The organism is Globicatella sp. PHS-GS-PNBC-21-1553 (assembly GCF_033564055.1).
Lineage (GTDB): Bacteria > Bacillota > Bacilli > Lactobacillales > Aerococcaceae > Globicatella > Globicatella sulfidifaciens.
In genome coordinates this window covers 1,586,060-1,598,929 of sequence record NZ_CP085470.1, presented here as the reverse complement: position 1 = coordinate 1,598,929, position 12,870 = coordinate 1,586,060, and the positions used below count along the sequence as shown (strand labels likewise).

11 protein-coding genes and 1 riboswitch are annotated in these 12,870 nt (G+C 36.3%); of the genes, 3 read left to right on the top strand and 8 right to left on the bottom strand.

The genetic code is table 11. The annotated features are described in order from the left end of the window. Positions 1–7 precede the first annotated feature (7 nt). Positions 8–709, bottom strand: coding sequence for an ABC transporter ATP-binding protein (locus LB888_RS07640; RefSeq protein WP_311919967.1), 702 nt, complete (start codon positions 707–709; stop codon positions 8–10). Positions 710–727: 18 nt separating this feature from the next. After that, a complete protein-coding gene (locus LB888_RS07635) occupies positions 728–1,921 on the bottom strand; it encodes a class I SAM-dependent rRNA methyltransferase (RefSeq protein WP_318752478.1) in 1,194 nt (397 codons plus the stop codon). 137 nt (positions 1,922–2,058) lie between these two features. On the opposite strand from LB888_RS07635, the gene LB888_RS07630 reads away from it, so the two are divergent. Continuing rightward, complete coding sequence (locus tag LB888_RS07630) at positions 2,059–2,619, top strand: TetR/AcrR family transcriptional regulator (RefSeq protein WP_318752477.1); 561 nt, start codon at positions 2,059–2,061, stop codon at positions 2,617–2,619. 286 nt (positions 2,620–2,905) lie between these two features. Here the strand turns inward: LB888_RS07630 and LB888_RS07625 are convergent, their stop codons facing one another. Beyond that, on the bottom strand, positions 2,906–4,900 hold the full coding sequence (locus LB888_RS07625; protein WP_318752476.1) for a LysM peptidoglycan-binding domain-containing protein: 1,995 nt from the start codon (positions 4,898–4,900) through the stop codon (positions 2,906–2,908). A gap of 128 nt (positions 4,901–5,028) precedes the next feature. On the opposite strand from LB888_RS07625, the gene LB888_RS07620 reads away from it, so the two are divergent. Continuing rightward, complete coding sequence (locus LB888_RS07620) at positions 5,029–5,595, top strand: class I SAM-dependent methyltransferase (protein ID WP_318752475.1); 567 nt, start codon at positions 5,029–5,031, stop codon at positions 5,593–5,595. Positions 5,596–5,652: 57 nt separating this feature from the next. Here the strand turns inward: LB888_RS07620 and metK are convergent, their stop codons facing one another. Beyond that, entirely contained in the window at positions 5,653–6,837 is a 1,185-nt protein-coding gene (metK, locus tag LB888_RS07615; protein WP_318752474.1) for a methionine adenosyltransferase, read from the bottom strand. Then, positions 6,835–6,927: riboswitch (SMK box riboswitch) on the bottom strand. It overlaps the preceding gene by 3 nt. Before the next feature lie 77 nt (positions 6,928–7,004). Here metK and LB888_RS07610 point away from each other — a divergent pair. Beyond that, positions 7,005–7,799 (top strand): hypothetical protein, encoded by a 795-nt coding sequence (locus LB888_RS07610; RefSeq protein ID WP_318752473.1) that lies wholly within the window; start codon positions 7,005–7,007, stop codon positions 7,797–7,799. Positions 7,800–8,053: 254 nt separating this feature from the next. Here the strand turns inward: LB888_RS07610 and LB888_RS07605 are convergent, their stop codons facing one another. From LB888_RS07605 to LB888_RS07590, 4 genes are all read right to left on the bottom strand, one after another. Beyond that, complete coding sequence (locus tag LB888_RS07605) at positions 8,054–8,584, bottom strand: hypothetical protein (protein ID WP_318752472.1); 531 nt, start codon at positions 8,582–8,584, stop codon at positions 8,054–8,056. 217 nt (positions 8,585–8,801) lie between these two features. Continuing rightward, entirely contained in the window at positions 8,802–10,160 is a 1,359-nt protein-coding gene (locus LB888_RS07600) for an FAD-dependent oxidoreductase (RefSeq protein ID WP_318752471.1), read from the bottom strand. A gap of 522 nt (positions 10,161–10,682) precedes the next feature. Beyond that, positions 10,683–11,720, bottom strand: a complete 1,038-nt coding sequence (locus tag LB888_RS07595) for a M42 family metallopeptidase (protein WP_318752470.1) — start codon at positions 11,718–11,720, stop codon at positions 10,683–10,685. Positions 11,721–11,744: 24 nt separating this feature from the next. Continuing rightward, positions 11,745–12,755 carry an alpha/beta hydrolase gene (locus tag LB888_RS07590; RefSeq protein WP_318752469.1) on the bottom strand — a complete coding sequence of 337 codons (1,011 nt, stop codon included), beginning with the start codon at positions 12,753–12,755 and terminating at the stop codon, positions 11,745–11,747. Between the last annotated feature and the right edge of the window lie 115 nt (positions 12,756–12,870).

Sequence of the window (12,870 nt, the reverse complement as noted above, 5' to 3'; positions counted from 1 at the left end):
TTCTCACCTACCATGTAATATCCGCTACTAATTTAGGTTGTTCATTGGCCCGTTCTGATTTTACTTTACCGTTACGAATCTCAATGACGCGATCGGCCATTTGCGCAATTGCTGTGTTATGGGTAATGACAATCACGGTTGTATCGGAGTTACGCGATGTATCTTGCAATAATTGTAAGATTTGTTTTCCCGTCTCATAATCCAAGGCACCAGTTGGTTCATCACATAATAATAATTTGGGTTGTCCCGCAATCGCCCGAGCAATCGAAACTCTCTGTTGTTCTCCACCTGATAATTGTGCCGGAAAATTGTCTAAACGATGCCCGAGTCCGCAATCTTCTAATACTTTTTGGGCATTCATACCTGATTTCGCAATTTGGATCATTAACTCGACATTTTCCTTAGCGGTCAAGTTAGGAACTAAGTTGTAATTTTGGAAAACAAAACCAACAGAATTACGTCTATAAGTGGTTAATTTGCGTTCGCTATATTGCGCAATATCCTCACCGTCAATCAAAACTTGGCCACTGGTCGCTTGATCCATTCCACCTAAAATATTCAGTGTAGTCGATTTGCCGGCACCTGATGGTCCTAAAATGACAACAAATTCACCACGTTCAATCGTAAAGTCAATGCCATCATTAGCTCGAGTCACTACTTCTCCAGTGTGATATTCTTTAACCACATCTTTAAATTCAATATAACTCACTTTTTCACCTCATTTGTGCTACTGCGCTCGGTAATAAACCAAGACTTTTAAATATTGACTCGCTTCATCAGCAGAGGTTGGATAGTCATCCGGTAAACCAAATGATTGAATTAAATAATATTCTCCTGCTGCTGCTTGAGCCACTTGGTTCATATCATCCATAAATAGTTCTTTAGGGTAACCACTATGATTGGTACTTAATACACAAAAACCACCGGGAGCCGTTAATTCAAACAAATCTGCAGCTAATTGACGATAATCGGTTTCTGCTCTAAATAAGTAATCTTTCGTGCGAGCAAAACTAGGTGGATCACAAACAATCCAATCAAAAGTTCGTTGATGACGTTTTGCATATTGAATATAGTCAAAGACGTCCATTACCCGAATCTCATGATTTTCCGTTGGCGCTTCGATCTGATTCAAGGCAAACTGTTCAGTCGTTTTTTCTAAACTGCGATTCGCTACATCCACACTGATTGTATGCTTAGCGCCTCCCACAGCGGCCGCGACCGAAAAGCCACCGGTATAGCTAAATAGATTTAATAAACTCGCTCCAGCTACTTGACTTTGAATAAATTGACGTACTTCACGTTGGTCCAAAAATAATCCGGTCATCCATTCTGAGCCTAAATAAATCGCATAACGAATATTATTTTCTAAAATTTCAATGGGTTGTGGCGCTACCTCGCCATAAGTATGTTCAATCGGTTTTTCTGATTCAATCAGTTTGAACCGTTTGGTTTCATATACGCCTTTAATTTGCGGTAAAAAGTATAATAAGACTTTTATAAAGGTTGCTCGTTCGGCAAAGATTGCGCGATTATACCAGTTAATTTGAATAAAACCATCATACCAATCGATGGTGAGGCCACCTAAACCATCGCCTTCACCATTAAACAGACGAAAAGCCGTCGTTTCTTCACTATCAAAAAATGATTGGCGTTTTTCAATCGCATCTTCAATGACATTTTCAATAAAATCTTGATTAAAATAAATGCGCTCATGATCAGTAAAGACCCACGCAATACCCTTATTTTGATGACCGACTATAGCTTTCGCAATAAATTTTTTATCATTATCTACTAGTTGTAAAATAGTGCCATCACTTTGACCAGCAGCTGCTTCTTGATTGACGAAATCTTCAGCTTGTAATAAGCATTCGCCCCGCTCAATCCTTTCAATCGCTTGCTGGGTTAATTTATGTAATCTCATATAGTTCTCCTCTATACATTTATTCATCTTGATGTTACAATAGTAACACCTAGTCGGTTTTTGTGCAATAAATTTTAATTGTGTTGTGACAGATTATGAAAAAATGATACATCTTTACCTAAAGGGAGGTAAACTTTATGAAAAACAACAATCAAGAATTAAATCAATTAACAAAAGATTCTTTAAAGACAGCCTTAATGCAACTTTTAGCTGAAAATTCTGTCGAAGAAATTAAAGTCACTTCCTTAACTAAAAGAGCCGGTGTCTCACGCATGGCTTATTATCGTAACTATCCATCCATCACTGCCTTGTACCATGAACTCTATGATGATTATTTCAGACAATTCTTCCAGTCAAATCTCAAATACTTAATCGATAATCAACAACAAACATTTTGGGTGGCACTCTTTGAATTTATCTTTGAACATCAAGAGGCCGCTAAAGTATTATTGTCAACTAAAGAAAATCCACATTTTTTAGACTATTTAAATCAAGTTTTTTGTAATCCAATTGAACGTATCACCGATCGCTATCTAATACGGGGCGTGGTCGGTAGTGTGTTTAATGTGTTAACTGAATGGGTTCAAAATGAATTTGATTTAACACCGGCTGAAATTGCCCCCTTATGTGTTAATTTAACTGAAAATATAAACATTGAGTCCCAACCTTTTACGACTATAAAAAAATATGGGGAATAAGCGACGTACTCATTTTAAAGAAATAAAAAAATACGGAGAATAAGCGCCGTACTCGTTTATAAAAGACTCTATACTTTTTGGTGTAGGTAAACAGAAATGGCTCTGTTTATTCGCATCGATATTCTTGACGTGACAGGCAGAAATGACTCTGTTATTTGTATTAGTTCTCTTGTGCTAATACACAAAGATGACTCTGTCATTCACACATTTTTATCAATAAAGAAAAGACAATATCTTTAGCGTTAATGCTTAAAGGATATTGTCTTTTAAATTGCCTAAAATTTTATTAATAGTTAATAACTTGTCCGACAGAAATAATCGTTGAGCCACCATTAGCTGCAATTAATGTATTCACATCGATGCCTAGTCGTCTTGCGACGCTATAAAGAGTATCACCGGCTATTACGGTATAACTACCACTGGTTTGCGTTGCAGTTGTGGTTGGTGCTGGAGTTTCTGTTACGGTCGTCGTTGCGCTTGTTGTATTTGTTGTGCTTGTTGACGTCGTTGGTTCATTGCTAGTGTTATTGTTAACTACTATTGAACCACTAACTACTAAACTTTGACCCGGATGCAATGCCGTTCCTTCAGCTAGTCCATTGGCACTTAAAATTTGGCCAACAGTTGTTTGGTGACGTCTAGCGATTGACCATAAGGTATCTCCTGCTACAACGGTATAATTACCATTGGAAGTTGATACTGGTGTAGTCGTTGCTTCTTCTTTTTCTGTGACTGGCGTCGAAGCTGTTTGAGTAGTTGCTACACTTGGTATTGTAATGACTTTACCAGCTATTAAATTTTGTCCATTTTGAGCCATTAAACTTTCAACTGATACATTGTATCGACGAGCTAATGACCAATAAGTATCGCCCGCTTTTACTGTATAGTTACCTTTAGTATTGGTTGGCGTTGAGTTAGTAGTCTCTTCTTTAGGACTGTTATTTTCAGTTGATGCTTGAGTCGTTTGACCCGGAACAACTAATTTTTGTCCGACATATAAACTAGAAGAACTAGTATTATTTAAACGTTGTAACTCACCCGCGCTAACACCCAGTCGACGTGCTAATGACCAATAGGTGTCCCCCGCTTGAACGGTATATTGACCTTGTTGAGTAGGGGTTGTTGGCGTTTCTGGTTTAGACGTTTCTGGTTTTTCAGCAGGTTTTTCAGCTGACTTTTGTCCAGGAACAACTAATGATTGGCCTACAGATAAATGGGCTGAGGTAGTGTTATTTAATTTTTGTAATTCCGCTACACTCACACCAAACTTTTTAGCTAACTGCCAATATGAATCACCAGCCACTACTTTATAACTTCCATTAGCTGTTGATTCTGGACTAGATGGTGTTGGCGTTTCAACGGTGGTTTCTTTTTCAGTTTCATTTTTTTCTGTATTCGCTACTCCAGGAATACGAATCGCTTGACCTACAAATAAATTGCCATTCGTCGCATTATTCGCATTTTGTAATGATTTAACATCCAATCCGAATTTACGCGCTAATGACCAGTAGGTGTCCCCCGCTTCGACCACATAATTAGTCGTACCATTAGTAGTGGTTTCTTCTTCAGTACCACCTTGGTTGTTATTATTATTTTGATTATTATTTGACTGATTACCTACTGTATCATAGGCAGTCAAATTGTTTTGTTGAATAATCGCGTTTAACTTCGATGCGTAAGAAGTATCCGTCGCATAACGACCAGTTAAATGGCGAGTCGCATCTTGATAGCTATTTGTTTGGCTAACACGTGCTCCTAAATAATAATTATAGCGCCAACTATTGGCACCATTATCCCCTGTTAAAATATTAGCATAGTCTTGTAATGATCCGGCATAATCATCATAACGTTTGAAAGCTTCATTGGCTACATAATAATTGCCAGTGCCATCATCTTCTAAAGTGTCCATATTAACTGTATTATCAGATGAACTTCCTTTAATTCCAAATAAATTATGATATGGCGCTCTTGCTAAGGTAGAATTTCCCCACCCAGATTCTAATACAGCCTGAGCAATCATAACAGATGCATATAAATCATTAGAAGCAGCAATTTTCTTAGCACTATCTGTGACAAGGTTTAAAAATTCACTCTTACTTAATCGTGTATTAGATGTCGTTTGAGCCATAACATTAGATGGCTTTGTTGTGGATTCAATAAATGCTGCGGTTGAAAACATAATTAATCCAGTATTAAAAGCTTTACGGATTTTTTTCATTCGTTCAACTTGCTTATTTCTCTGTTGTTTCTTTACTGTAACGCGTCTAGATTGAACTGGCACTCGATTCGCCTCCTAAAATATATTCATGTTTTATTCTAACCCAAATTAAGTTATAATTATAGAGATTCTGATGATTTATCGTTAAAGCTTAATGTTTGTAATATAATCGAAACACGAGGAGGGTTATTATGAAAAACGCTTTACACTTTAGCCATCAACTGTTAGCAGATTTAATTCAACGTTTTCCTAATGGAACTTTTATTGATGCAACCTTAGGTAATGGCAATGATACTCATTTTATAATCAATCAACCTCATTTTAAAGGACATGTTTATGGCTTTGATATTCAAAAAGAGGCCATTCTCAATTCCAGTGCAAAACTTGAGTCGCATCCAAAATATCAATTAGTCAGTTTAATTGAAAAGAGTCATGATCAGATAGAAAAGATAATCAGCGAACCAACAATCGCGGGAGCTATCTTTAATTTAGGGTACTTACCGGGTGGTGACCATGATATTACCACTCATTTTAATAGTACGTTGGCGGCTATTGAACAAATTGCTGAAAAATTAGTTAAAAGAGGCCAAATTTTATTAGTGATCTATTCTGGTCATCCAGCCGGTATGATTGAAAAGCAAAAATTATTCGACGCCTTATCGACATGGTCTCAAAAAGAATACCAAGTCCTGCAATATGAGTTTATTAATCAGCAAAATCAGCCACCTATGTTATTAATAATCGAAAAGATTAAATAAAAAAATAAACGTAGACTATAATAAAGGACTGTTCCCTTATCAAGTCTACGTTTTATGTTATGCGTTAATAGCTGCTTTTAAAGCCTCGACTTTATCTGTTTGTTCCCAAGGTAATTCAATATCACGACGACCAAAATGTCCATAGGCTGCGGTTTGAGCATAAATTGGTCGTAATAAGTCTAACATTTCGATGATGCCTTTCGGCGTTAAGCGGAACGTTGAGCGAACAGCGGCAATTAATTTACTTTCTGTTATCTCACTGGTATTAAAGGTATCAATTGAAATCGAAACCGGTTCGGCCACTCCAATCGCATAAGCCAGTTGGACTTCACAACGCTTAGCTAAACCAGCTGCTACAATATTTTTCGCAATATAGCGAGCGGCATAACTGGCTGAGCGGTCGACCTTCGTAGCATCTTTCCCTGAGAAAGCTCCCCCACCATGTCGAGCATAACCACCATAAGTATCGACGATAATTTTACGTCCCGTTAAGCCTGAGTCGCCTACTGGGCCTCCTATAATAAATTTACCAGTTGGATTGATAAAATATTTCGTTTCATCATCTAATAACTCAGCTGGAATAATTGGTTTGACTACATGTTCAATCACATCATCATGGATTTGTTGTAAAGTCACGTCTTCTGTATGTTGCGTTGAAATGACAATAGTATCGACTCTTTGCGCTACTCCTGCTTCATCATACTCGATGGTGACTTGTGTTTTGCCATCTGGTCCTAAATAATCTAACTCGCCTGACTTACGAACTTCAGCTAATTTTAATGCTAATTGGTGACTAAGTGAAATCGGAAGTGGCATTAATTCTGGTGTTTCATCCGTAGCATAACCAAACATCAATCCTTGGTCACCCGCTCCGATTTCGATTTCTGAATCTTGATCACGGGTTTCAATCGCATTGTTGACTCCTTGAGCAATATCGGGTGATTGCTCGTCTAGTGAGACCAATACCGCTACGGTCTTCGCATCGAAACCATATTGTTGTTTATTATATCCTATCTCATCAATTTTTTGACGAACGATTTGTTGGATATCAACATACGCAGAAGTAGTAATTTCTCCAAACACTAATACTAAACCGGTATTAACCGCAGTTTCACACGCAACCCGGGCATTTGGATCTTGCTCTAAAATGGCATCCAAAATCGCATCACTAATTTGATCGGCAATTTTATCTGGATGTCCCTCGGTTACTGATTCTGACGTAAATAATCTTTTTTCTGTCATTTTTCTTTCCCCCATTATTTCATTTTGGTTACAAGGCATTTTCACTTTGAAGAAAGTGAACCCTATCGGGAATTTTGAGTTGTAACATTATCGATTATAACTTAAAATAGAGATAATGAATAGCTTTTTATAAAATTATGTCGATATTCAGAAGGGATTTGTTACTTATGACTACTTTTATTAAGTTGTTACAAAACCCCCTTGTCAAGATTTTTTTAGCACCATTTGCTTTGATTGGTGTTGGGACAATCGTGGGGTTAAGTTCAGCTGCATCACCAAACTGGATAAATGCTCTTTTACTATTTGTGATAGTTGTCAGTTCACAATTAATTGATCACTATTTTCACCAACGAAATGTACAACGGAATCACAAAAGTACACCTGAATTTATCTTATATGTTTGTGAAGGTATTTTAATCATCACATCGGTTATTTTTATTTTAAGAAATAACTGGATTATTAATTTACTGTTACTTTTATATATTGCCTATATTCATTTTCAATATATACCTTTTCCAATTGTGAATACATTTTATCAATATATTTTGACCATCTTTTTTAATGCTATTATTTTAAATACGGTAGCATACTATAGTCAAACGACGAGTGTCACTACCAATTTTTTACTGTTATTGATTCCTCTTGCTTTAATTACAGCAGGCATCACGATTGAAATCAATCACTTACGCTATTTATTAATTACTAGAAAGAAACAAGCGACACTGTATCATTGGACCGGCATTGGATTAGCGATTGTAGCCATATTTGCTGGCGTATATTTCACTTTACCAAGCCAATCTTATTTTTTAGCTCAAATTGCTTATGTTTTCATTACATTATTCAGTATTATTCCTGCTATTGTGCAAGTAGATAATGAAAAACAACGTCAAAATAAAATTAATTATTTAAGCACAGCATTATTAATTTTTAGTATTTTTTATAGTCTAGCGATTGTTTTCTAAATCGATTTTAGGAATGGGCAAGAAGTTGATATTCAAATGAACTTTGCTTCGTCTGCCCACCCCGCACAGTTGGGAGTAGACCAACCTCATTAAGACGTAGGTTGAGACCACTCAATCATTGCGCCATCACTTATCGAGCAATAACTTAATTGATTTTATCAAGTTAAGGCCTAATCTCTAACGACAATCGCTATGCCGATTAAACTACACTCTTTTTTAAAAAACAGGCAACCGTTATTTTTTCGGTTGCCTGTTTACTTGCTATAGAAAACTAACTTAGGAGTGGGCAAGAAGTAGAAAATTAAATAATTCTCGCTTTGTCTACCCACCCCCCGCACAGTTGGGAGTGAACCAGAAGTAGAAAATGAATGATTTTCGCTTCGTCTGTTCACCCCCGCACAGTTGGGAGTAGACCAGAAGTAGAAAATTGAATAATTTTCGCTTCGTCGGCCTACCCCCGCACAGTTGGGAGTAGGCCTCAAACAAGTCGAAAGACGCAGATTGAGGCCACTCAACCACTGCGCTTTTAATTTAATAACAATAACTTGATTGAGTTTACCAAATTTATCTTTAACCTCATTAAGACGAAGATTGAGGCCACTCAACCACTGCGCTTTTAATTTAATAACAATAACTTGATTGAGTTTACCAAATTTATCTTTAACCTCGTTAAGACGAAGATTGAGGCCACTCAACCACTGCGCTTTTAATTTAATAACAATAACTTGATTGAGTTTACCAAATTTATCTTTAACCTCGTTAAGACGAAGATTGAGGCCACTCAACCACTGCGCTTATGATTAACGAAAAATAATTTTGACTAGATTTATCAAATTTAAGTCCAGCCTCTCACTCCGCTAGTTCCGCCAGAATGAGTAGAAACTATATAAACTATTTAAACTTGGTTGTCTCCCTTCACAATACTTATTTTCAGTCAGTATAAAAAGACTAGGTAGACACCAATCATTCTACCTAGTCTAATAATTATATTAATGTGTTAGATTAGTTTTCTTCTGCTAATTTACGTTCTTGTTCTACTGCTGCTTGAGCTAAGATGTTTAAGTAGTTCCAAGGACGGTCGAATACTGGTTGGAAGAAGAAGTCAACGTATGCTAAGTCTTCAATAGTCATTTTGTTTTGGATTGCTAATGACAATGTGTTAGCTGATGCTGTACAGTCGTATTTAGACATGATTTGTCCACCAACGATACGGCCAGTTCCTACTTCATACACTAATTTCATGTATAATTTTTCATTAGTTGGCATAAATTCTGGACGGTAGTTATCTTCAACATATACTGAACGTGTTTCTAAACCAAAATGTTTTGCTGAACCTTCGTTTACCCCGGTTGAACCAATGTTCCATCCGAATAAATGTAATCCTGAAGTAGATTGAGTTCCACGGTAAGCTACTTTATCACCGTTAATGTTTTTACCTACTAATGTTCCCATACGTACAGCATTAGTTGCTAATGGAATGTATGCATGTCCACCATTTGGGTTGTAGTTAACAGCTGTAGAGTCACCTGCAGCAAATACATCAGGATGAGAAGTTTTCATGTAGTTATCTACAATAATAGCACCATTTGGTAATGTTTCTACTTGGTCTTTTACTAAATCTGTATTTGGACGGAAACCAACACACACAATTACCATGTCTGCATCGTATTCAGCGCTGTCGGTAATAACTTTAGTAACTTTACCGTTTTCGCCTTCGAATCCTTTAACCATTTGGTTTAATTGAACATTTACATTACGATCACGTAAGTCTTGTTCTAACACATCAGTAAATTCAGCATCTAAATATTTATTTAAGATACGATCTAAACCGTCGATTAAAGTAACTTCTTTACCTTCTAAAGCAAATGCTTCTACTAATTCGATACCAATATAACCACCACCGATAACGACTACTTTTTTAGCATCTGTTTTACGAGTAAAGATTTCTTGTGCTTGACGATAGTTTTTACATAATTGAACATTTTCTAAATCGAAGCCTGTGAATGGAGGTAAAATTGGCCATGAACCCGTTGTTAACACTAATTTATCGAATGTTGTTTCAAATTCTTCTCCAGATTTTAAATTTTTAACATTTAATTTTTTAGCCTCTAAGTCAACATTTGTTACATCATGTTCCATGTTTACATCCGCACCTAAAGATTTTAATTCTTCAGGGTTTGAGTAGAATAATCCTTGAGGGTCTTTAACAACGCCACCAATGTATAATGCAATTCCACAAGATAAGAATGATACATTATCATTACGTTCATAAACAACAACCTCAGCACCTGGATTTTCATTTAAAATTGTCTTTACTGCTGCTGTACCTGCGTGAGTACATCCAATAACAACTACTTTCATCATATACCTCCTACTTTTTACACACAATGATATGATTACGTTTTTTATCATAACACATATTTCACAAAAAAAGCTTATTAGTTATTAAATTTTTTTATTAATAAAACACTGGAAATATTGCTATATCAATATTTGAAATCCTTTTCTTACAATTTCACTAATGTTTATTATTTTAAATTTAAAATTTAATAGTCGTAGTTTTCACAAACTTTTCGTTTGGATTGCGTTATTCCTTACTTCCTTTTGTGCAATAATTGCTAAAAAAACAGTTAAAAATTGCATATTAGAATGATTATCAATAATCAAGATTATTGCATTTCACAAACTAAAGCATTTTTAACTGTTCATTATCTATTATAATATTGGCTGATTGCAATTCGTCATTTTTTATTAAAATTCACTGCTTAAGTTAATTAGCTATTTTTAACTAGCATACTTTTAATAAGCAAAGTCTCTAATTGACTAGTTCACTTCTAAAGTCCACGACCTCTAGTGACCAACTCACTTTAATAGCAACCGCTCTTATTTAACTAACTCACTTCTCAAATACGCATCCACTAATTTTTCGGTTGCTTCAATCGAATCGATATGTGTTCTTTCATATGAATGACTCGATTCAATTCCCGCACCTAATAAGGCATGTTTAATATCCGTTCCTGCACGCATGGCTGCTGAAGCATCACTACCATAATAAGGATAAATATCTAATTTGTATGGGATATCTTGGGCTTTGGCTAAGGCTACTAAATGTTGACGGAAATTATAATGATAAGGGCCAGAAGCATCTTTAACACAGATTGAAACAGTATATTCATCTGTTTGTTGATCGTCTCCCATCGCTCCCATATCAACCGCTAAAAATTCAACAGTCTTAGGATCAATGCTACTATTAGCCCCATGTCCAACTTCTTCAAAAACACTGAACATAAAATGGGTCGTATGAGGTAAAACAATTTTATCTTCTGCATATACTTTTAACAGTTTTAATAAAATAGCAGCAGAGACTTTATCATCTAAGAAGCGTGATTTAACAAAGCCCTCATCGGTAATAATAGTCCGCGGAGCAAATGAAACAAAGTCGCCAACTTCAATTCCTAAGGCTCGTGTTTCTGCTTCATTCGTCACTTTTGCATCGAGACGCACTTCCATATTATCTTGGGTACGTTCGGCTGTTCCGGCATCACGGTAAACATGGGTACTTGTTTGATGAATTAAAATAGTCCCACTGACTGTTTGTTGGTTACTGGCCATATGAACGAAGCAATTTTCCCCTTCAATCATATTCCAAGGGAAGCCACCTATTTTATCTAGTTTCAAACGACCGTCTGGTTTAACCGCACGTACAATGGCTCCTAAAGTATCTACGTGTGCCGTTATTGTACGATGCTCTTGGTTATTTTGTCCCTCAACCGTCACGATTAAGTTCCCTTTTGGTGTTCGTCGATAGTCATAGCCTAATTCTGTCACTGTCTTGGCTAGATAATCCACTACTTCATTGGTATAACCTGTTGGTGAAGGGATTGCTAATAAGTCTTCTAAATAATTTATTGTTTGTTTCATCCGTTATCTTACTCCTTACATCAATCAATTCGTTTTTCGGTAAAACGAAAGTATATCTTCAAACACAGTATCGGCATCTTTTTCATGAATGATTTCATGCTTCATATTCGGATATTGTTTTAATACTAAATGACGGTATCCTGCTTTGGTTAGACGGCGAGCTGAATCATCAATCCCGTCTGAGCCGCCGGTAATGAGCGTATCATCGGCTCCATTTAATACTAGAATTGGCAAATCTGAGTGTTTCGCTTTAAACTTCTTCGGATAATTTAAGAGACGATTCAACTCAAACATCGTTAAATTACCCCCATTGGTAAATTGTTCCATTCCTAAAGGATCATCGGCAATCTTTTGTAAATGTTGCTGATTATAAGCAATCCAATCGAGTTCCTTAGGCAATACATTCAAGATTGAACTTGAGGCTTTTTCATCACGGTAAAAGGCAATTAGTTTTGCTAGCGTAATACCAGCACTGACCATTGGATTATAAGGCGGTACACCTGTCAAAATTAACTTGTCAATCCGCTGATCATTTTCCAATAAATAAGCTCTAGCTAGCATTGATCCCATCGAATGCCCAAACATATAGACTGGTACTTCTGGATACAATTGATTAATAAAATCGGTCACTAGTACTAAATCATTTAAGAGTTCTTGAGTACCATTCATAAATCCTTTAGGATATTTATCCGTTACCGAACGCCCATGGCCACGATGGTCATTAGCCACCACAGCATAACCTTGTTGATTTAATTTTTTGATTAAATTAAAATAGCGTCCTTGATGTTCCATCGCACCGTGGACCAATTGAACGACAGCTTTAGGTTTTTCAACATGATACACTTTAGTAAATAAAGGAAAATTACCGTTCGCTAATAAAAAATATTCCGTCTGATTCGTCGCTACTTGATTACTGGTAATAATTTGAACCCCTTTGGTCGCCTTTTTGTTATGATGTTTACCTAAGAAATATAAATGTGGTAACACACCGGCCATCAAGGTACTAGCTCCTAATACTTTTGCGGTTTTCTTCATGGATTACCCTCCTTTAATTTAAAAAATAAGAGTTAGCAAGAAAATGAGCGAGAAGTTGACAATCGACTGATTGTTGTTTCATTTGCCATACCTCATTGCCTACTCTTAATAAAAA